This is a genomic window from Cnuibacter physcomitrellae (genome assembly GCF_014640535.1).
In the GTDB taxonomy this organism is placed as follows: Bacteria; Actinomycetota; Actinomycetes; order Actinomycetales; family Microbacteriaceae; genus Cnuibacter; species Cnuibacter physcomitrellae.
This window is the reverse complement of sequence record NZ_BMHD01000001.1, coordinates 2,249,545-2,269,260: the sequence shown is the minus strand read 5'-3', so window position 1 is coordinate 2,269,260 and position 19,716 is coordinate 2,249,545. Positions and strand designations below refer to the sequence as shown.

Annotated in this window: 19 protein-coding genes; 13 read left to right on the top strand and 6 right to left on the bottom strand. The window is 72.0% G+C overall.

Annotated elements, in window-relative coordinates; all coding sequences use genetic code 11:
* Positions 1–36: 36 nt before the first annotated feature.
* The 10 genes from IEX69_RS10580 (at position 37) to IEX69_RS10535 (ending at position 10,859) form a co-directional block, all read left to right on the top strand.
* Positions 37–1,053 carry an ABC transporter ATP-binding protein gene (locus tag IEX69_RS10580; protein WP_085020946.1) on the top strand — a complete coding sequence of 339 codons (1,017 nt, stop codon included), beginning with the start codon at positions 37–39 and terminating at the stop codon, positions 1,051–1,053.
* A complete protein-coding gene (locus IEX69_RS10575) occupies positions 1,050–2,045 on the top strand; it encodes an ABC transporter ATP-binding protein (protein WP_085020945.1) in 996 nt (331 codons plus the stop codon). The genes IEX69_RS10580 and IEX69_RS10575 overlap by 4 nt, the downstream gene beginning before the upstream one ends.
* Positions 2,042–2,968, top strand: a complete 927-nt coding sequence (locus tag IEX69_RS10570) for an ABC transporter permease (RefSeq protein WP_085020944.1) — start codon at positions 2,042–2,044, stop codon at positions 2,966–2,968. Before IEX69_RS10575 ends, IEX69_RS10570 begins: the two co-directional genes overlap by 4 nt.
* A 4-nt stretch (positions 2,969–2,972) precedes the next feature.
* Positions 2,973–3,905: an ABC transporter permease gene (locus tag IEX69_RS10565; protein ID WP_085020943.1), complete on the top strand. Its 933-nt coding sequence runs from the start codon at positions 2,973–2,975 to the stop codon at positions 3,903–3,905.
* A 72-nt stretch (positions 3,906–3,977) separates the two neighbouring features.
* Complete coding sequence (locus tag IEX69_RS10560) at positions 3,978–5,132, top strand: Gfo/Idh/MocA family protein (protein ID WP_085020942.1); 1,155 nt, start codon at positions 3,978–3,980, stop codon at positions 5,130–5,132.
* Positions 5,132–6,616 carry a TldD/PmbA family protein gene (locus tag IEX69_RS10555; RefSeq protein ID WP_085020941.1) on the top strand — a complete coding sequence of 495 codons (1,485 nt, stop codon included), beginning with the start codon at positions 5,132–5,134 and terminating at the stop codon, positions 6,614–6,616. Before IEX69_RS10560 ends, IEX69_RS10555 begins: the two co-directional genes overlap by 1 nt.
* Entirely contained in the window at positions 6,613–8,049 is a 1,437-nt protein-coding gene (locus IEX69_RS10550; RefSeq protein ID WP_085020940.1) for a TldD/PmbA family protein, read from the top strand. Before IEX69_RS10555 ends, IEX69_RS10550 begins: the two co-directional genes overlap by 4 nt.
* Positions 8,049–8,942, top strand: coding sequence for a DUF4438 family protein (locus IEX69_RS10545; protein WP_174604533.1), 894 nt, complete (start codon positions 8,049–8,051; stop codon positions 8,940–8,942). Before IEX69_RS10550 ends, IEX69_RS10545 begins: the two co-directional genes overlap by 1 nt.
* Entirely contained in the window at positions 8,935–9,831 is an 897-nt protein-coding gene (locus IEX69_RS10540) for a DUF4438 family protein (protein WP_085020939.1), read from the top strand. Before IEX69_RS10545 ends, IEX69_RS10540 begins: the two co-directional genes overlap by 8 nt.
* Positions 9,828–10,859, top strand: a complete 1,032-nt coding sequence (locus tag IEX69_RS10535) for a D-2-hydroxyacid dehydrogenase (RefSeq protein ID WP_085020938.1) — start codon at positions 9,828–9,830, stop codon at positions 10,857–10,859. The genes IEX69_RS10540 and IEX69_RS10535 overlap by 4 nt, the downstream gene beginning before the upstream one ends.
* Here IEX69_RS10535 and IEX69_RS10530 read toward each other — a convergent pair.
* From IEX69_RS10530 to IEX69_RS10505, 6 genes are all read right to left on the bottom strand, one after another.
* Positions 10,853–11,320: a RidA family protein gene (locus IEX69_RS10530; protein ID WP_217348642.1), complete on the bottom strand. Its 468-nt coding sequence runs from the start codon at positions 11,318–11,320 to the stop codon at positions 10,853–10,855. The genes IEX69_RS10535 and IEX69_RS10530 overlap by 7 nt on opposite strands.
* 10 nt (positions 11,321–11,330) lie before the next feature.
* Entirely contained in the window at positions 11,331–12,593 is a 1,263-nt protein-coding gene (locus IEX69_RS10525; RefSeq protein WP_085020937.1) for an aminotransferase class I/II-fold pyridoxal phosphate-dependent enzyme, read from the bottom strand.
* A 113-nt stretch (positions 12,594–12,706) separates the two neighbouring features.
* A complete protein-coding gene (locus IEX69_RS10520) occupies positions 12,707–13,615 on the bottom strand; it encodes a hypothetical protein (RefSeq protein WP_085020936.1) in 909 nt (302 codons plus the stop codon).
* Between the two features lie 64 nt (positions 13,616–13,679).
* Entirely contained in the window at positions 13,680–15,317 is a 1,638-nt protein-coding gene (locus tag IEX69_RS10515) for a hypothetical protein (RefSeq protein WP_157127317.1), read from the bottom strand.
* Positions 15,318–15,363: 46 nt separating this feature from the next.
* Positions 15,364–15,999, bottom strand: coding sequence for an ABC transporter ATP-binding protein (locus IEX69_RS10510; protein WP_085020934.1), 636 nt, complete (start codon positions 15,997–15,999; stop codon positions 15,364–15,366).
* A gap of 149 nt (positions 16,000–16,148) precedes the next feature.
* Positions 16,149–16,757 carry an N-acyl homoserine lactonase family protein gene (locus tag IEX69_RS10505; RefSeq protein ID WP_085020933.1) on the bottom strand — a complete coding sequence of 203 codons (609 nt, stop codon included), beginning with the start codon at positions 16,755–16,757 and terminating at the stop codon, positions 16,149–16,151.
* 107 nt (positions 16,758–16,864) lie between these two features.
* On the opposite strand from IEX69_RS10505, the gene IEX69_RS10500 reads away from it, so the two are divergent.
* The 3 genes from IEX69_RS10500 (at position 16,865) to IEX69_RS10490 (ending at position 19,678) form a co-directional block, all read left to right on the top strand.
* Positions 16,865–17,014: a hypothetical protein gene (locus IEX69_RS10500; RefSeq protein WP_157127316.1), complete on the top strand. Its 150-nt coding sequence runs from the start codon at positions 16,865–16,867 to the stop codon at positions 17,012–17,014.
* A 146-nt stretch (positions 17,015–17,160) separates the two neighbouring features.
* On the top strand, positions 17,161–17,646 hold the full coding sequence (locus IEX69_RS10495; RefSeq protein ID WP_085020932.1) for a MaoC family dehydratase: 486 nt from the start codon (positions 17,161–17,163) through the stop codon (positions 17,644–17,646).
* A gap of 127 nt (positions 17,647–17,773) precedes the next feature.
* Positions 17,774–19,678, top strand: coding sequence for a ParB/Srx family N-terminal domain-containing protein (locus IEX69_RS10490; protein WP_217348641.1), 1,905 nt, complete (start codon positions 17,774–17,776; stop codon positions 19,676–19,678).
* Positions 19,679–19,716: the final 38 nt, after the last annotated feature.

The window sequence follows — 19,716 nt, the reverse complement described above, 5'->3', positions numbered from 1 at the left end:
GCAGCACCGCACCCGACCCTGCCCGAAGGAGAACGCATGACCGCCCTACTCGAGGTCACCGACCTCGTCGTCGACTTCCCGACGTCGTCCGACGAGGTGTTCCACGCCGTCGACTCGGTCTCGTTCACGGTCCACGCCGGGGAGCGGGTCGGCATCGTCGGCGAGTCAGGATCGGGCAAGTCGCTCACCTCGCAGGCGATCATGCGTCTCATCCCCTCCCCGGGCGAGATCACCTCGGGCTCCGTGCGGTTCCAGGGCGAGGACGTCCTGGCGTACTCGACGTCGAAGCTCCGCTCCTGGCGCGGATCGCAGACGGCCATGGTCTTCCAGGACCCGATGTCGAGCCTCAACCCGCTCATGCGGATCGGGCGCCAGATCACCGAGACGCTCCAGGAGCACCTGGGCATGTCGAAGGCGGAGAGCCGCGCGCGGGCGATCGAGCTGTTGCAGCAGGTCGGCATCCCGGATGCCGAGGCGCGGCTCCGCGACTACCCCGGGGCGTTCTCGGGCGGCATGCGGCAGCGCGTGTGCATCGCGATCGCGACCGCGTGCTCGCCTCGCCTGCTCATCGCCGACGAGCCGACCACCGCACTCGACGTGACCGTCCAGGCCCAGGTCCTCGACCTGCTCGACACGCTGGCGACCGAGTCCGACACCGGGGTCATCCTGATCAGCCACGACCTCGGGGTCATCTCGAGCTTCTGCGACCGCATCCTCGTGATGTACGCCGGCCGGATCGTCGAGCAGGGCACCGCCGAGCAGATCGTCGGCGACCCGCAGCATCCCTACACCAAGGCCCTGCTCGAGTCGATCCTCAAGCTCGACCAGCCGGTGCCGCACCGTCTCTCCTCCATCTCCGGCACGCCTCCGGTCGCCGGCCGCCGACCGAGCGGCTGCTCGTTCGCGCCGCGGTGCGCCCTCGCGGTGGACGCCTGCTCCGCGATCGACCCCGCGCTCGTGCCGACCACGAACGGCTCGGCGGGCCAGCTGGTCGCCTGCGGAGTGACCGCTCCCGCCGCGTTCGCCGCGGGCGAGGAGGTGACCGCAGCATGAGCGCTCCTCTCCTCTCGGTCGACGACCTCCACGTCACCTTCCGGCGCTCGGGCGGCCCCGGCCGCCGCAGCAACACCGTGCGCGCCGTGCGCGGCGTCAGCTTCGAGCTGCAGGCCGGCCAGACCCTCGGCATCGCCGGGGAGTCCGGCTCGGGCAAGAGCACGATCGCCCGCTCCCTGATGGGCATCAACAAGCCCGCGAGCGGCAGCATGCTGCTCGACGGCGTCGACGTCGCCCACCGGCGCGGATCGTCTCTCGCGGCATACCGCCGGACGATGCAGATGATCTTCCAGGACCCCTACGACTCGCTCGACCCGCGGATGACGGTGGGCGACACGCTGCTCGAGGCCGTGCGGCTGCGGAAGGACCGCGTCGCCGACCCGCGCGGCGAGGTGAGAGCGCTCCTGGAGAAGGTCGGCCTCTCGCGCAGCTTCGCCGACCGGCGTCCCCGCGAGCTCTCCGGCGGCCAGCGGCAGCGCGTCTCGATCGCCCGCGCTCTCAGCGTCGACCCGCGCCTCATCCTCTGCGATGAGGCGGTGTCCGCACTCGACGTGTCGGTGCGCGCTCAGGTGCTCAACCTCCTCAAGGATCTGCAGGAGGAGCTCGGCCTCGCCTACCTGTTCATCTCGCACGACCTCTCGACGCTCCGCTTCATGGCCGACCAGGTGGCGATCATGTACCTGGGCGAGATCGTCGAGATGGGATCGCGGGACGAGGTCTTCGAGCGGCCGCAGCATCCGTACACCCGTGCCCTCCTGTCGGCTGTGCCCGAGCCGGTCGTGATCGACCGCACCGTGCGGCTGCCGCGCGTCCGGCTGACCGGTGAGCCGCCGAGCCCGACCAACCCGCCGTCGGGCTGCAGCTTTCACCCGCGCTGCCCGCTGGCGCAGGACGTCTGCCGCACCACCGCCCCCGCGGCGCGGGTGACCGCGAGCGGTCAGATCGCCGCCTGCCACTTCGCCGAGCCCGAGGAGGTGGTGGCCGCATCATGAGCGAGGCCATTCCCGCTGCCGCCGCCGTCGACGTCGAGACGCTCGGCGACAAGCCGATGCGCGCCAAGGAGGTCTGGCGGAGCCTCCGCCACGACCCCGCCGCGTTGATCTCGATCATCGTCCTGCTCCTGCTCGCCCTGATCGCGCTGCTGGCACCGCTGCTCTCGCCGCACGATCCGCTCGAGACCTTCCCCGACACGGGCCTCGGCCCGCAGGGGCAGCCGCTGCCGCCGGGCACACCCGGATTCCTGCTCGGCACCGACGCCCTCGGTCGGGACCTGCTGTCGCGTCTGATCTACGGCGCCCGGGTCTCGCTCGTGATCGGCATCGTCGCGAACGGCCTCGCCACCGTGATGGGCGTGCTCGTCGGGGTGATCGCCGGCTACTTCGGCGGCGTCACCGAATCGATCCTGATGAGGATCACCGACGTCGTGATCTCGTTCCCCATCCTGCTGCTCTGCACCGCCCTCATCGCGGTCACCACCCGCAGCACCGTCAACGTCATCATCGTGATCGCGCTGATCTACTGGACGACGCTCGCCCGCATCATCCGCGGCATGGTGATCTCGCTGAAGGAGCGCGAGTTCGTGGTGGCGTCGCGCACGCTGGGCCTCTCGCACCGCGCGATCATGTGGCGTCACATCCTGCCGCACCTCGTCCCCGCCATCATCGTGTACACGACGCTCGGCGTCGCCTCGTCGATCCTCATCGAGAGCGCGCTGTCGTTCCTCGGGATCGGCGTGCCCATCCCGGAAGCGTCCTGGGGCCAGATGATCTCCGACGGCAGCACCTACTTCCAGATCGCGCCGTGGATGCTCTTCATCCCCGGCATCTGCCTGATCGTGACCGTGATGGCGTTCAACCTCATCGGAGACTGGCTGTCCGACATGCTCAACTCCTCGTCCAGCTCGAGAGGTCGGTGACCGCATGATCTGGTGGATCCTCCGACGGCTCGGACAGATGGCCATCGTCCTGTTCGGCGTGGTCAGCCTCGCCTTCCTGCTCGTGTACGCCGTGCCGGCCGACCCCGCCACCACGCTCGCGGGGCCCAACGCCAGCGCCGCGACGATCGCCTCGATCCACGAGCAGCTCGGCCTCGACGCGCCGCTCTGGCAGCAGTACCTCGGGTTCATCGGGCGACTGCTGACCGGTGACCTCGGCACCTCGTACGTCCTGCGCGAGACGCCGGTCTTCGGCCGGATCATGGCGGCTCTGCCGACCACGCTCCTGGTGGCCGTGGGCGGCATCGTCTGGCAGATCATCCTGGGCGTGCCCGCGGGCATCTACGCCGCCTACCACCGCGGCAGCTGGATCGACCGGCTGATCACGTTCATCTCGCTCATCGGGCTCTCTGCTCCGCCGTTCTGGCTCGGGCTCCTCCTCATCTACTACTTCGCCTTCACCTGGGGCTTCTTCCCGCTCAACGGGCTCGGCGACCCGGTGCTCTGGTATCTCGTGCTGCCCACGTTCACGCTCGGTGCGGGCGGCGGGGCGTGGTACGCCCGGATGACGCGGACCAACATGATCGAGACGCTCGACTCGCCGTTCGTGCGGATGGCGAGGGCGAAGGGCATGCCCGAGCGCGTCATCCTCTGGCGGCACAGCTTCCGGCACATCTCGATCCCGCTGCTGACCATGATCGGGCTCGACTTCGGCTACTTCCTCGGCGGTGTCGTGATCGTGGAGACCGTCTTCGGGCTCAACGGCATCGGCCGCCTCGCCTTCGACGCCATCTCGAACCTCGACACCCCGATGATCGTCGGCACCGTGCTCTTCGCCGCGATCTTCATCGTCGTCGTCAACTTCATCGTCGACCTCCTCTACTCGGTCATCGACCCCCGGGTCCGGCTCACCACCTGAGCCGCGGGCGCCAGCCCGACCGCGCATCCCCCTGTCTCATCTCGTCCCGTTCCCCCTCGAAGGAGATTCACCATGGACACCCCTCAACTCCGCGTGGCAGTCGTCGGCGCCGGCCGCTGGGCCGTGCAGTCGCACATCCCCGGTTGGCAGCGCGATCCCCGGGTCGAGGTGGTGGCCCTCGCCGAGGTCGACGAGGACGCCCTCCGGTCCGCGTCGGAGAGGTTCGGCGTCGCCCGCGCCGTCACCGACTACCGGGAGCTCCTCGACGACCCCGACATCGACGTCATCGACGTGGCCACCGGCAACGCGATGCACTTCGAGATCTCCATGGCCGCGATCCAGGCCGGCAAGCACGTGCTCTGCGAGAAGCCGGTGAACAGCGACTACCGCGAGACGCGCCGCGCGGCCGAGCTGGCCGCCTCGAAGGGGCTGAAGACCAAGCTCGGCTTCACCTTCCGCTTCGCGCCCGCCATCCAGTACGCCAAGCACCTCATCGACACCGGCTGGATCGGCGAGCCGTACATGTTCAACGGCTACGAGCAGAACAGCCAGTGGCTCGACCCACACACCCCGCTGCGCCAGGTCGACGCGGACGCGGACCCCGACGTGATCGCCGTGTCGTCGATCGAGGGCTACGGCGCCCCGATCATCGACATCATGCACTGGTGGCTCGACGCGCCGATGACCTCCGTGGTCGGCACGATGCGCAACTTCGTGCCCGAGCGCATGGTCCGCGACACCGGTCGGATGCAGCGGATGAACATCGACGACGGCGACATGTGGATCGCGGAGTTCGAGAACAACCGACTCGGCAGCATCCAGTCCTCCTACGTCACCGTCGGCAACTTCCCCGGCATCGAGGCGCGCATCTACGGATCCGAGGGCGCGATCATCGTGCGCCTCGTGGAGGAGGCGGGCATCTGCCAGACCATCAAGGTCGCCAAGAAGGACTCGGTGGAGTTCGTGGAGATCGAGATCCCTCAGGAGTACTTCCCGGAGGGCGGCGCCTCGACCGAGCCGTGGCCGTTCCTCTTCTACTCCAACCTGGTCAAGGACTTCGCCACCGAGATCCTGAGCGGCGAGCCGATGAACCAGGGCGACTTCGGCCAGGGCGCCCTCGTGCAGGAGACGATCAACGCCTTCGAGCGGTCGTTCCGCACCCGTGCCTGGTGCGACTTCCCGCTCGAGGCCCCGGCCGGCGAGTCCGACACGGAGCGTGTCGCCTGATGACGGCCCACGACTGGGGTGACCTGAGCGACGACGTCGCGGCGGCCGCGATGCTCGCCGAGGCCCTCGACGCCGTCCAGGTCCGCGGCGTCAGCTACGCCGACGCGCGCCTGATCGAGGCCGAGGAGCTGCGGCTCTACTCGACCCTCGAGGCCGGCGTCGACGAGCGGGTCGAGAACAACCTCGGCATCGGCATCCGCGTGCTCTACAACGGCAGCTGGGGCTTCGCGTCGCTGCCCGTCTGGTCGAGTGCAGACCTCCGCACCGCCGCCGAGCGCGCGCTCGCCAACGCGCGGGCCGCCGACTCGGTGAGCGGCGCCTACCGCAGCGAGCTGCCCCCGCTGCCGCCCGCGAGCGGTCGGTACCAGACCGAGGTCGTCGTCGACCCGTTCGGGGTCAGCGCGTCGGCCCGCTACGAGCTGCTGGCCGCGGTGCTCTCCGCCGCCAGCGCGCCGGCCGAGATCGTGACCGCGCAGGCGGGGCTCAACGCCAAGCGTCAGCACCGCCACTTCGCCAGCACGGAGGGCTCGGTCCAGCACCAGCACTTCATCGAGAGCGGCGCGATGGCGCTCGTGAACGCCGCGGGCAACGGCACGCTCCAGCGCCGCTCGTTCCCGAACTCGTTCCACGGCAACACGGCGCAGGCGGGGTGGGAGTACGTCGAGGGCCTGCGGATGGTCGAGGAGGCCGACCGGATCGGTCGGGAGGCCGTCGAGCTGCTCACCGCTCCGCTCGCCCCGAGCGGATACGCCGACTTCATCATCGGTCCGGCGCAGATGGCGCTCCAGATCCACGAGTCGACCGGTCACGCCCTCGAGCTGGACCGCATCCTGGGCGACGAGGCGAACTACGCCGGGACCTCCTTCATCACGAAGGACGCCGCCGGCTCGATGAGGTACGGCTCGCCGGCGGTGAACATCACCTCCGACCCGACCGTCCCCGGCACCCGGGGCTCGTTCGGGTTCGACGACGAGGGCGTCCCCGCGTCGCGGCAGCCGCTGATCACCGAGGGGATCATCCAGAACTTCCTCTCCACCCGCGACTCCGCCGCGCGCATCGGCGCGCAGTCGACCGGGGCGGCCCGCTCCGACGGCTGGGGCTACCTGCCCGTCTGCTTCTCGACGAACGTCTTCCTCGAGCCGGGCGAGGGGTCGACCGAGGAGCTCGAGGAGCGTCTCGGCGACGGCTTCTACATCGACGACAACCGCAGCTGGTCGATCGACGAGCGCCGCCACGACTTCCAGTTCGGCACCGAGGTGGCGTACGAGGTGAAGAAGGGCCGGCGCGGACGCCTTCTCCGGGGATTCTCCTACGGGGGGACCACGCCGCAGTTCTGGCAGTCGGTCGAGGCGGTGGCCGGGCCCGAGGAGTTCAAGGCGTTCGGCATGCCGTGCGGGAAGGGCGAGCCGAAGCAGTGGGGATTCCTCGGACACGGGGCGTCGCCGACGCTCGTGCGCGACGTTCGGATCGGAGTGGACAGATGACGGACTCGACCCTCGACAGCCGCGAGGGGGCCTTCGCGCCCGTCCTCGACCAGGAGCAGGCCACCGGCGCCCTGGAGGCGGCGCTCGCGGCGGCGCCGGCCGACCGCGTGGAGGCGTTCATCACGTCCCGCTCGGGTGACTTCACCCGGTTCGCCGGATCCCGCGTCCACCAGAGCCAGGCGATCGCCGAGGTGCAGATCATGGTGCGCGCCGAGGTCGACGGCCGGGTGTCGCGGGCAGCGGCGAGCTCGTTCGAGAGCCTGCAGGAGGCGGTCGCCCGCGCCTGCCGCTCCGCCGCCGAGCAGGCCGCGGCAGGAGTGGCCCCGGCGCCCGCCCGAGCGCCGCTGCCCCAGCCCGGCACCGAGTCGGGCATCGCGGGGGTCGATCCCGCGCGGCTCTGGGGCGAGGACACCGCCGCCTGGTCGGTCGCCGATCACGCTCGCCTCGCCGACCGGGCGATGGCCGAGGCGCATGCCCTCGGCGGGGAGGCGGCCGGGATGTTCGGCCGCGCGGTCACCGAGGTGGCGTTCCACGACCGGGAGTCCGGACTCAGCCGCTACGCCGCCGCCTCGGAGGCGCAGGGCTCGCTGACCGTGCGCATCGAGGACGGGTCGTCGCACTGGAAGGACCTCTCACGCTTCTCCGGCCGACTGGGCGTCGAGGCCGCCATCGACCGGACGCTCTCGGAGGCCTCCCGCACCCGAGGGCGCGCGAAGCTCGAGCCCGGGGAGTACGACGTGGTCCTCGGCCCGCTCGCCGCGGGGGAGCTGCTCGACTTCTTCGGGGCGTTCGGGTTCACCGGGTCCGCGCTCGGCGCGGGCGTCGGCACGGTCGCCACGCACAGGGGCCAGCAGGTCGCCTCGCCCCTGGTGTCGGTGCACGACGACGCGACCCAGGACATCGGGCTGCCGTTCCCGTTCGACTTCCAGGGCGTCACCAAGCGCGACGTCCCGTTGATCGCCGACGGCGTCGCCCGCGACGTCGTCACGGATCGCGAGACCGCGCACGTCCTCGGCACCGCCTCCACGGGCAACTTCCACATCGCGCGAGAGGAGGCGCCGCACGCCATCCCGATGAACGTGGTGCTCCGCAGTGCCGACTCGAGCGAGGAGGAGCTCATCGCCGGGATCGAGGACGGCGTGTACCTCCAGCGCTTCTGGTACACCCGGACGGTCGATCCGGTGAGGACGACCATCACGGGTGTGACCCGAGATGCGTGCTTCCTCATCAAGAACGGCCGCATCGTGGGACCGGTCGAGTCCATGCGCTTCACGATGAGCGTCCTGGACGCGCTCGCCCGGGTCGACGGGGTCGGTCGCGACTCCCTCAGCCAGCCGCTGATGAACGTCTTCAACGGCTCCGCCTCCGCTCCGGCGATCCGCGTCCGCGGCTTCTCGCTGGGCACCGCTCCCGTCATGAGAGGACGCTCCTGATGTCGCTGCGCACCAACGCCGACAGGCTGGTGACCCAGATCCTCACGGGTGAGGTGTGGCCGCCGCAGGCGGACCGCCACGGCTACCGGGTCGACCCCGACGGGCATCCGTTCCTGCTCCCGGGGATGGGCGGCGTGACCATGGCCGCTCACATCGGGGAGGCGGCCACGGGATACGCGAGCGATCACCTCGAGCCGGGGCTGTCGATCCGTCACCGTGAGGAGGGTGCGAACTTCGCGCTGCAGTTCCTCACCTGCGTGGGCAACACGGTGACCGTGCGCTCCGGCCCCGCCGCGGGCGCCCGGGGTGTCGTGCTCGGCCAGCACGCGTACGTCCTGGCCGACTTCGCCGACGAGGACCTGCGCGAGATCACCACGGGCGACGCGGTGAGCGTCGAGGCGGTCGGTCAGGGGCTCGCGCTCCTCGACCATCCGGAGATCCGGGTGAAGAACCTGGCGCCGTCCCTGCTCGACCGGCTCCCGTTCCGGACCGCCGACGACGGCACGCTGCACGTCGAGGTGGCCGCGCGGGTCCCCGCCGCGGCCGCGGGAGCGGGCGGCGGGATGCTCTCCGAGTTCGCGAACACCGACCTCATGGGCGCCTACCCCGGGCTCTCGGAGGACCTCTCGCTCGGGCTCGAGTCGCTGCGCATCGGCGACATCGTGCTGCTCGAGGATCAGGACCACTCGTACGGGCGCGGCTACCGTCCGGGCTGGGTGACCATCGGCGTCATCTCCACCGGCGAGTGCCGGCTCTTCGGCCACGGTCCGGGCCCCTCCACCCTGCTGTCGGGCCCCGCATCCGCGTTCTCGATCGAGGTGCGCGACAGCGCGAACCTCGCGGCGGCGCTCGCCGCGCCGTCCCGCTCGACCCAGGAGGACACCCGTGCCTGACCTCGTGATGAACAACCTGCTCGGCATCGTCGAGCACGCCGCCCTCACGCCGATGGTCGCGTACAGGATCGACCGCGACGGCCACCCCTACGTGCCCACGGGCGACGGCGGAGTGGTGCTCGGCGTGCACCTCGGCGACTCGGTGTTCGCCAACGACGGCGATCACGTCGCCGCCGGGGTGACGCTGGTGCATCCCGACCCCGCCGCCCGGTTCGGCCTCACCGCCTTCTCCTGCCTCGGAAACGAGGTCGTGGTGCGCTCGGGCGCGGCCACGGGAGCGGTCGGACGTGTCACGGGGAAGCGGGGCGAGAGCGGTCGCGTCATCGTCTCGTTCTCCGACGACGTGCTCGCGCGGATGCTGCCGGGCGATCGGGTGACGGTCCGTTCCGTCGGGCAGGGCTTCCAGCCCGCAGGCGTGCCCTCCGAGGTCGCCGTGCTCAACGTCGACCCGGCCCTGTTCGACCTGCTCCCGATCGACGTCGCTGCGGATGCAGCGACAGTGACGGTCTCGGGGATGCTGCCGAGCGCCGTCTGCGGGAACGGCATCGGCCGGCCGGCCCAGATGTGGGACGTCGATCTCGCAGTCGTGGCCGACTCCCCGGATCTCAAAGGCGCCGACATGCGCCTGGGCGAGTTGTGGGCCGTGGCCGACCTGGATGTGCGGCACAACATGGGCTACCGGAGCGGCTGGATCACGGTGGGAGCGATCTGTCACGGCGGGTCGCCTCAGCCGGGCCACGGACCCGGTCTGGTCCCCCTGCTGAGCGGACCGGCCGAGCTGCTGCGGGCCGTCGTCGATCGCTCGGCCGGCCCGGCGATCACCGACGAGGTCCTCGCGGCCCTGGCGTCCGGAGGGACTGCGTCCGCTGCGACGGGAGGCGACCTGTGACGGAGCCGCTCACCATCCTCATCTCGACCTACCTGGAGCCGGAGCTCGTGGCGGAGATTGCTGCGGCCTCACCCGGGGACACGGTGCTCTACGAACCGGAGCTGATGCCCACACCGCGGTACGTCTCCGACCACGGCGGCGCCGCACCGGAGCTCGACGACGCCGCCGTCGAGCGCTGGCTCGGGATGCTGCGCCGGGCCGACGTGGCGTTCGACTTCGACTGGCGTGACCCGGCCGCGCTGCCGACCACGGCGCCGCGGCTGAAGTGGGTGCAGGCGACCAGCGCGGGCATCGGCGGGTTCATGGCCCGGACCGGTCTCGACCGCAGCGGCATCGTCGCCACGACCGCCGGCGGCGTGCACGCGGTGCCCCTCGCGGAGTTCGCCCTCACCGGCGCCCTGTACTTCGTGAAGGGCGTCCCGCACCTTCGCGCGCAGCAGGAGGCCCACCGGTGGGAGCGGTACACCACGCGCCAGCTGGCCGGGCTCGACGTCACCGTGGTGGGTGTCGGCGGGATGGGGAGCAACGTCGTCACCGTCTTCGACGCCCTCGGCGCGCACGTGACGGCGGTCGGTCGCCCCGGCGGCAGCTACGCGCTCGCCCCCTCGGTGCGCCTCGCCGACACCGACGGACTGCGCGACGTCCTCCCCGGCACCGACGTGCTCGTGCTGTGCACGGCGCTCACGCCGGCGACCGAGGGCCTCATCGGACGCGACGAGCTCGCGCTGCTGCCCGAGGGCGCCGTGCTGGTGAACATCTCGCGCGGCCAGGTGGTCGACGAGGAGGCGCTCATCGAGGCCCTGACCGAGGGGCACCTGCTCGGTGCGGCGCTCGACGTCGTGGCGCAGGAGCCTCTTCCGGCGGACTCGCCGCTCTGGGACCTCGACAACGTCCTCCTCTCGCCCCACTCGGCCTCGACGGTCGCGAGCGAGAACCGCACGCTCACCGAGCTCTTCATCGAGAACCTCCGGCGCTTCAGAGCGGGCGAGCCGTTGAAGAACCTCTACGACAGCGAGCGCGGCTACTGAGCGGGTGCCCCGGCGGGTGACTGGCGGTGGAGAGCCGTCAGCTGCACCTCGACCGGGGCGCCGCCGGGGAGCGACGCGACGCCGACCGCGGCCCGGACCGGCAGGGCGGACCCCGGCATCCGCTCGATGATGGTCGTGCTGGCCGCGTCGGCGATCCGGCTGTGCGTGGTGTAGTCGGACGTGGCCGCGACGAACACGGTGAGCGACACGACCTCGTCCAGGATGCGACCGGGCGGAAGCGCGGAGACCGCCGCGTCGAGGGCGCGCTCCGTCGCCAGAGCGGCCATCCGACCGCCCTCCGCGTCGCTGACCGCCTCGCCCAGTCGACCGGTGGCGAGGAGCGCGCCATCCACTCCCCGCGGGGTCATGCCCGCGGTGAGCACCAGGTCGCCCACCACCCGGGCGACCCGGTAGCTCCCCGCCGGGGTCGGAGTCTCGTCCGGACGCGCCACCGCGCTCACGCCCCGCGCCTCAGCCGACGAGGCCGGCGCGCGTCGCGAAGCCGGTGAGGCAGACGACCATGCGCTCGAGCGCCTGCGCCCACTCCGTCTCGTCGCGGGCGAAGCAGATCCGGAAGTGGCCCGTGCCCGAGGGTCCGAACTGGTATCCGGGCGAGACGATGACGCCGGCCTCGCGCTGCAGGGCGCCGGCGATCTCGACATCGGTCGCCCCGAACGCCGACACGTCGACGAAGAGGTAGGCGGTGCCGTCCTGTGCCTGCACGCGCACTCCCGACACCGCCCGTAGTGCGGCGAGGCTCTGCTCGCGCAGTCTATGGAGGTCGCCGATCCGCTCGGCGAGGAACTCCGCGTCGTCGACGAGCCAGCGCTCCAGCAGGCGCTGCGAGTACGCCGGGGCGCGGAGAGAGGTCATGGCGATGCACTGCTCGATCGACTTCACGATCTCGGTCGGGGCGACGACGACGCCGATCCGGAACCCGCTCATCGACTCCGTCTTCGACGGGCCGAGCAGCGTGATCGACCGATCCGCCATCCCGGGCTGTGCACGCAGGTGGGGGAAGACGGTGTCGCCGTAGACGAGTCGGCTGTAGAGCTCGTCGACCATGACGAGGAAGCCGCGCTCGTTCGACAGCTCGGCGACCCGGCGGATGACCCGCTCGGGGAACACGGCGCCGGTCGGGTTGTTGGGGTGGCTGAACATGAGCAGCACCGGCTCCTGCGCGGCGAGCTCCTCGACGAGGTCGAGGTCGAGGCTCGGCTCGTCCCCGTCGAAGGTGAGGGGGATGCGCTCGATCCGTGCGCCGAGGAACTGCAGGATGCGCTCGCAGAACAGGTAGTCCGGGTCCGCCAGCAGCACGAGGTCGCCCTCGTTCACGAGGGACGAGAGGGTCGTGAACAGCGCGCCCTGCGTGCCCGGCGTGAGCGCGAGGTTGGCCGAGGTCACCGGCGAGCCGAGGAAGTCGGAGATCCGGGGGGCCAGCGAGTCCAGGACCTCCGGGGCGCCGCGGTAGGGCGTGTAGGCCAGGCTGCCGTCGGCGACGGCCGCCTGCATCGCTGCATCGATCCACGGCGGCGGGGGGAAGCGGACGGTGTCGAAGTGCGTGGTGTCGAGCAGCCCGTTGCCACCGCCGTCGAGCCGCAGCGAGACGTCGGCCTCGCGCACCGACATGCCGGGCGCGGCCTCGCGGTCCGGGAGGTGCGTGCGCAGGATCCGGTCGCTCGGAGTCAGGTCGAGGTCTGTCGGCGTCTCGACGGAACGCAGAGCGTGGGTCATGGGGCTCCTCAGCAGGATCGCGCGTCTTCGACGCAAGCGTCAACAGAAGACTGTCGTTTGTCGACAATACTCTATCTGGGCGCTCACCGATGCTCAGGCGCGCTCGCGCGGGGTCAGGCGTCGCCGAGGCCTGCGTCGTCGAGGGCCCGCTGCAGGTGCTCGCCCACGGTGATGGTGACCTTCCCGCTCGGGTCGAGGCTGCTGATCCGCGAGATCATGCCGTCGCGCGAGAAGTAGAGGTCGGGGCTGATGGGGCCGCCGGGAACGGGGTCCTGCAGGATCGTCAGCACGATCGAGACCAGCTGCTGGATCGTGACGAGCGAGTCCGGTCCGGTGAGCTCCAGTGTGAGGAGCATGTGCCTGTTCGGGACCGCGAAGACGGTCCCGAACGGGGCGGGGCCCGTGACGGCCGTGAGGTTCGCTGCCTTGGAGGCGATGAAGAGCGACCCGCCCTCGAACAGTCGGATGCCCGGGACGAGCTCCGTCTCCTTCTCGATCGGCTCGTGATCGGTGTGGAACTGGCCGAGACCGTAGAGCTCGTCGAGACCCAGCGGCAGCTGGTCGAGGTCGCGGGTGGTGAGCGTGCGGACCGTCTGAGGGAAGTCGATGCACAGGACCGTGATCAGTCCCTCCGCGAAGGGCCGTCCGTAGCCGAAGCGTTCGGCGTCGGCGGGGTCGTCCACCACCGGGAGGATCCGCGTCCGCACCCTCGCCCGCAGGTCCTCGGGATCGAACGTCGAAGGGTCGGGGTCGGTCGCGGTGCCCAGCACGAGGTCGAGGTGCTGGTCGATCAGCCGCTCCGCCGCCTCACGCGAGGCGCCCTCCGTCTTCGGCACGAGGTTGTAGATCGGGAATCGTCTCCCGTCGGCCGCGACGAGCTGCGCATCCTCGAGGCGCTCGCCGAACTCGACGGTGCTCTCGACCCCCTTCTCGGCCAGTAGCCGCCGCGCGGTGGACGTGACCCACTGGATGCGGTCGTCGGGCTGCGGGGCCTCTGAGCGCTTCCGTCCGAACCATCCCATGCGAACCCCCATCCGTCGTGTCGTCCCCCCACGATAACGAGCACGGGATCCTGCCGACCGTCGGTCAGGGGCGCAGCGCGAGGGCGCGCGAGCGGGCGCGGACGAGCCCGACGCCGATGCCGGCGGGGAGGACGAGCAGCCCGAGGGGGCCGGCGAGCGTGAGCGCGGTCGCCGAGGCCGCCAGGGCGAAGGCCGAGAGCAGCGCATCCGCCTGCCAGGCCAGCTGCGCGAGGATCGACACGTCGCCCGCCGGCGTGGGGATGGGAGCGAGCAGCGACAGGGGGAGCGTCCCGCGGAGGGCGTCGACGATCCGCAGAGCGATCGCGGTCAGGGCGACCCCGGCGCTCAGGGCCAGCGTCGTGCCGTCGGGGGCCGGGCCCGCGGGGAGGACGCCGACGGCGCCGAGTGCGAGGGTGGCTGCGACCCCCAGCGCCACGGCGACCGCTCCGAACACCGCAGGCAGGATCGCGTGCAGGGCCAGGGCCGTCGCGGTCTGCTGGCGGAAGAGGGCCGGAGCGCCGATGGCGACGGCGACGGACCGGAACCCGTCCGACACGGCGCCCATCCCGGCGAACGCGAGCACTCCCGCCGGGCCGGCGACGGTCCAGGCCACGGCGGGACCGAGCGAGGACGCCAGCGACAGCAGCACGACCGCCGTGGTCGAGGCAGCCATCCCGGCCGCCAGCCGGAACGGCGTGCGGAGGGCGCCCACCAGGTCGCGGCCGAGGTAGGCGAGCGGCAGTCGATCGCTGAGGATCGCCCGCGCCCGCCGGGCGACGGAGGGCAGGGCGCGGTAGCGGGCGCCGGCCGCCGCGACGTCGCCCGTCACCGCGAGGGTGCGCGCGATGTCCTGGCGGGAGGCCTGCTCGACGAGGGCCTCTCCGCGGAGACCGTCGAGCAGACGCGGCGCGACGAGGAGCACGGCGACCGCGGCCAGGCCGAGGGCCGCGAGGGCGACGTCGAGCCCGCTGGTCGGGGCGGTGCCGGTGCTGGTGACCGCGGATGCGGTGGTCGGCCAGGTGACTGCCGCCCACCCCCACGGGAGTGCGGCGCCCAGCGGACGGAGGATCCACCCGAGCACGGCGAGCGCGAGGACCCCGGAGCCGACGGCGGCGGTCGCCGTCGGGGGCATCCGCTGACCGAGGAGCCAGCATCCGGCCGCCACGATGCCGTAGAGCGCTGCCGCCAGCACGATCGTCGTCCACGACGTCGCCGTGACGGCGCCGAAGGCCCAGAGGCCTCCCGCGGAGACGGCGGCGAGGAGCGCCAAGGTGCAGGCGAGCACGACGAGCCACGTCACCCAGGGGCCGTGGAGCGATCGACGCCGCGGGACGTCGCTGGAGGCGAGGGTGGCGGAGGCGAAGGCGCTCCGGAGGGCCGGACCGCGCATCCCGCCGAGCAGGAGGAGCCCGCCGGCCGCCAGGCCGAGGACGAGTCCGACCGCGCTGCGTGCCTCGGTGCTGACCAGGAGCGGCGCGACGGCGGGGTCCGAGAGGGCGAGCACGACGGCACGCACGAGGGGTGCGCCGGCGATCAGCAGGGCCAGGACGCCGGCGTAGACGGTGAGCGCCCGATCGCCGGATGCCGGTCGGTCGCCCCTCGTCCGACGCAGGTCGCGCGCCGCCGCCGAGCGGACCCGCCACGACGCCGCGGCCCGGTCGGCTTCCTCAGCGGGCGGCACCCGCCATCCCGTCGCGGTCACGGTCGTCCCTCGCCGGGGATGCGCACGTCGCGAGCGGCGGCCCCCCTCACGCCGTGCCCACGGTGACCTCGCGGCCGGCGAGCAGCGCGCTCAGCTCGTCGCTGTGGGTGGCGAACACGATCGCCGCGCCCTCGTCGAGGCGTCGGCGCAGCGCCTTCGCGACCAGCCCGAGGCGGTCGGCGTCGAGGCGCTGCTCGGGCTCGTCGAGGAGCAGCACGTCGAACGGGCGGGTGAGGGTCAGCGCGATCGACGCGAGCTGCGTCTGGCCGGAGCTGAGCTCGTGCGGGTACCGGGAGGCGAGTGCTTCGAGGGAGAGCTCGCCGAGGAGGGTCGTTGCGCGCCGGTCGGCGTCATCCCGCGGGACGCCCCAGGAGATGCCCACGAACGCGAGCTGCTCGGCGAGCGTCAGGTCGCGGGCGAACGGCGGCATCCCGATGAGTCCCGCGACGGCCGCGCGGAAGCGCCGGTCGCGGTCGTCGATGCGCAGCGTGCCGAGGGACACCGACCCGGACGTGGGCCGCTGCAGGCCGGCGAGCACGCGGAGGAGCGTCGTCTTCCCCGACCCGTTCGGGCCGCGGAGCGCCACGCTCTCGCCCGGCGCCGCCTCGAGCGAGGTGGGTGGCAGGAGCCGCTGCGCGTCGACCTCGACCGACACCCGATCGGCCCGCAGCGTGTCCTCCATCCCCTCGATGCTCTCACGCCCCCCCGTGGCGCCGGCGGGTCTGCGCGGGTCTGTGCGGGTTGCGCCCGCCCCGTGCGGCCTCGGGCCCGCCGGGGCGGCGACGGGGCGCTCCGCGGGCGCAACCCGCGGCGTCCCGGTGCCGGCGGCGGCTAGCGCGGGCGCCAGGGCTCGTCGGAGTGGGCGAGCCAGACCTCGGAGGGCTCGAGCGAACGGATGAGTCGCTGGCCCTCCGTGGCGGGGTCGTCGAGCTCGCCGAACCACACGGCCGTGTCGCCGGCGATGACGATCGGGCCGCCCTCCGCGTCGACGACCACGATCTGCGATCCCCGGGTGTGTCCGGGAGCCGAGACGAGCCGCACGCCCGGCAGCAGCTCCGACTCCCCGTCGACCGGCACGTAGGTGACGCCGGGGGCATCCACCCACTCGCGGATCGTGTAGGGATCCAGTGTCCGGGCGTCCTCCAGCTCACGGCGCTGCACGTGGATCGGCGTGCCCGCGAAGAGATGGTTCCCGCCGCAGTGGTCGAAGTGCAGGTGGGTGTTCACGACCGCGGCGACGCTGCTCACGTCGAAGCCCTGGGCGTCGAGGGGATCCAGGATGGGCTCCATGTCGGCGACCGCCTCATGGAGGGACGTCATGCCGGTGTCGACCAGGATGCGCCCCTCCGGATGCTCGATCACGTGCACGGTGATGGGCAGGCGCTCCTCTCCGGCGAGGAGCGATCCGACCGGGACGGGCGTCACTGCGATCCGTGTCATGTGGACAGTGTACACATTCTCGCCGGACCCGCGCGTGGTCCCGTAGGAGGACGGGACCGGTACCGCGGGGCGATGGAGCGGCGAACCGGTATCCCTACGGTGAGGACATGACCACAACCAGTCCCCTCGAAGTCACCGGCAGCGTCCAGGAACGGCGCCCGTCGCGCAGGTCGATCGCGCTCGCTGTCGCCGCTGTCGCTGTCGCCGTTCCCGCCCTGGTGATGGCCGCGATCGCCATCCTCGTCGTCAGGTTCTGACCGGCCGCACGCCTCGTCCCGGCGTGGGCCGACGTGGGCGGTCCTGGTAGGGCCACGACAGCGGTCGGCGCTCGGGCCTAGCGTCGGGATGCCCTGCACGACAGGCGTGCAGGTGCTCCCACCGCCCGACGACACGGAGAGCCCACATGACCGACCACTTCGACCCCCTGCAGTTCCGGATCGTCGAGCCGCGCACCTTCGAGCAGCTGAGGGTCGGAGAGGTGTTCCGCGCTCCCAGCCGGACCCTCACCGACGCGCACGCCTCCGCCTTCCAGGCGGTCTCGGCCGACAACCACCCCGTCCACTACGACGAGGTCTGGGCGAAGGCGCACGGCCACTCCGCCCCTGTCGTCCACGGGCTCCAGGTCCTCGCCTTCACCGCTCCGGGAGCGACGCTGTTCCCCCACGTCATCGGGGAGGTGTTCATCGCGTTCACGGGGCTGTCGGCGACGTTCCTCGGCGAGGTGCACGCCGGCGACACGCTGTACTCGCAGCTCGAGATCACGGCGCTCACACCCGACGGGCCGAACGGGGTCGTGACGGCGGCCGTCACGGTGCACAACCAGCGGTCGGAGATGGTCCTCTCCGGTGAGCACACGTATCTGCTGAAGCGCACACCGGGCTCCGAGTAGCCGCCGCCCCGGACCGTTCGTGTTCACCGGGCGGACACCTCGGGGTCACCGGGCTCTGCCAGCCTCGCAGGGCTCAGTCCCGACCGCTCCCGCGCATCCGGAGCGGCCCCCGACCGGAAGTGACCCCGTGCCCTCCTCCTCACCTCTGCGCTTCACCGCCGCCGCCGCGATCGCGGTCGGCCTCACGCTCGCCTCGGTGACGTCGGCGTCCGCCGCGCCCGCGCCCGCCGCACCCGTCTCCGCCGCCCCCGCCGCCGCGTCGTCCTCCGTCGACGTGAAGGATCCGAGCTGTGCCGCCGACGACGCCCGCGCGCTCTGCGCGGATCCCGAGGAGCTCCTCGACGTGCGGATCGGCGACGTGCATCCGACCCAGCCCTCCCTCGGCTACGACGAGGTGTACTACAAGCTCGGGCGGTACTCGACCGAGCTGAGCAAGGACGCGATCAACAAGAAGTTCGACGACTGGTGCGAGGCCAACGGGCAGGAGGAGGCCGCGTCGGCCTCCTCGAACGCGACGCTCACCGACCCGTCGACCTTCACCTGCACGGTCCCTGTCGGATCGGAGACGCCGGACACGATCGAGCCGATGAAGACGGTCGTGATCGGGCCCGGGGGCACCCTCTACCTCACCGACGGCCACCACACCCTGACCTCGTTCCTCGAGGACTCCGGCCCCGACGTGCACGTGCGCCTCCGTGTGCTCGGCAACCTCAGCGGCCTCAGCCAGACCGACTTCTGGGACACGATGCAGGCCCAGAAGTGGGTGTGGCTGCGCGACGTCGACGGCAACGCCATCACGCCGTCCCAGCTGCCGACGAACGTCGGGCTCTCGAACTTCGAGGACGACCGCTACCGCAGCATCATGTACTTCGGACGCGACATCGGTTACTCGGCCGATGGCGCCGTCCCGTTCCAGGAGTTCTACTGGGGCAGCTGGCTGCACGCCCACCCCGAGTTCGGCGTGGCGGACTGGGACCAGGACGACTGGGCCGCCTCCCTCGCCCTCGTGAAGAGGATCACCCAGGCCCAGGCCGCACTCGCGCCCAGCACCGTGATCGACCAGGCCTCCGGTTACACGGCCGCCGACCTGAGCGCGTTCACGAAGTGGAACGACGGCAAGGCGGAGAACAAGGGGGAGTGGGCCAAGCTGTCCGTCCCGTACGCGGAGTCGAAGCCCGGCAAGCTCGCCTACATGACGGCGTACCGCGCCACGCTCCCCGCCTTCGGCGTCACCTCGCCCACCCCGGGCCAGGTCCTCGACACGCGGACCGTCGTCTTCAGCGGCACCGGCGCCGACGGCGCGGTGGTCGCGGTGACCGAGGCCGACGGCGCGCCCGTCCCCGGCACCACCCCGGTCACGGTCGAGGGCGGTGCCTGGACCACGACGGGCACGTTCCCGTCGTCCGTCGGCGGTCCGCTGACCGTCACCATCACCCAGACGAACGGGTCGGAGGTGACCACCTCGACGGTGACCTTCACCCTCCCCGACGTCGTGAGGCTGCCCGCGCCCGTCATCACGTCGCCGGCCGCCGACGCGGCCCTGGTCGGCCCCACGGTGACGTTCGCAGGGACCGGCACCCCGGGCGTCCACGTGGTGCTGGGTGTCGCGCCGACCTCGACCGTGCAGGGTCGGATGTCGGCCCTCGCCGCACCGGAGCCGGCCGACCCCGCCGACCCGATCGTCGTCGCGGCCGACGGCACCTGGTCGGTCACCGTCGCCCTCGAGCCCGGCGACTGGACCGCGCGCGCCGTCCTCGTCGAGCTCGATGCCCGGGGCGGGGTCCCGACGGTCCTCTCGGATGCGTCCGACCCGGTCCGCTTCGCCCTCGCCGCAGCGGCGACCCCGACGAACCCCGCCGCCCCGGGCGGGTCCGTCGGGACCGGCGGCACCGGCGCGGACACCGCCGCGACCGGCAGCACCCTCGCCAGCACGGGCCTCGACCTCGGGTCGTACGGCCTCGGTCTGCTGCTCGCGGTCGTCGGCGCCGCCGCGCTCGTCGCCCGCCGCGCGCTCCGCGCCCGCCGCGCGTAGCTCTCGTCTCGCCACATCCACGTGGTTCCGCCACCCCG

Bases quoted from the DNA above. Each gene is read 5' to 3' on its own strand.
- IEX69_RS10545 (WP_174604533.1), top strand. From the start codon at position 8,049: ATGTCGCTGCGCACCAACGCCGACAGGCTGGTGACCCAGATCCTCACG.
- IEX69_RS10495 (WP_085020932.1), top strand. From the start codon at position 17,161: ATGACCGACCACTTCGACCCCCTGCAGTTCCGGATCGTCGAGCCGCGC.
- IEX69_RS10575 (WP_085020945.1), top strand. From the start codon at position 1,050: ATGAGCGCTCCTCTCCTCTCGGTCGACGACCTCCACGTCACCTTCCGG.
- IEX69_RS10500 (WP_157127316.1), top strand. From the start codon at position 16,865: ATGACCACAACCAGTCCCCTCGAAGTCACCGGCAGCGTCCAGGAACGG.
- IEX69_RS10550 (WP_085020940.1), top strand. From the start codon at position 6,613: ATGACGGACTCGACCCTCGACAGCCGCGAGGGGGCCTTCGCGCCCGTC.
- IEX69_RS10565 (WP_085020943.1), top strand. From the start codon at position 2,973: ATGATCTGGTGGATCCTCCGACGGCTCGGACAGATGGCCATCGTCCTG.
- IEX69_RS10560 (WP_085020942.1), top strand. From the start codon at position 3,978: ATGGACACCCCTCAACTCCGCGTGGCAGTCGTCGGCGCCGGCCGCTGG.
- IEX69_RS10555 (WP_085020941.1), top strand. From the start codon at position 5,132: ATGACGGCCCACGACTGGGGTGACCTGAGCGACGACGTCGCGGCGGCC.
- IEX69_RS10580 (WP_085020946.1), top strand. From the start codon at position 37: ATGACCGCCCTACTCGAGGTCACCGACCTCGTCGTCGACTTCCCGACG.
- IEX69_RS10520 (WP_085020936.1), bottom strand. From the start codon at position 13,615: ATGGGATGGTTCGGACGGAAGCGCTCAGAGGCCCCGCAGCCCGACGAC.
- IEX69_RS10505 (WP_085020933.1), bottom strand. From the start codon at position 16,757: ATGACACGGATCGCAGTGACGCCCGTCCCGGTCGGATCGCTCCTCGCC.
- IEX69_RS10570 (WP_085020944.1), top strand. From the start codon at position 2,042: ATGAGCGAGGCCATTCCCGCTGCCGCCGCCGTCGACGTCGAGACGCTC.
- IEX69_RS10510 (WP_085020934.1), bottom strand. From the start codon at position 15,999: ATGGAGGACACGCTGCGGGCCGATCGGGTGTCGGTCGAGGTCGACGCG.
- IEX69_RS10525 (WP_085020937.1), bottom strand. From the start codon at position 12,593: ATGACCCACGCTCTGCGTTCCGTCGAGACGCCGACAGACCTCGACCTG.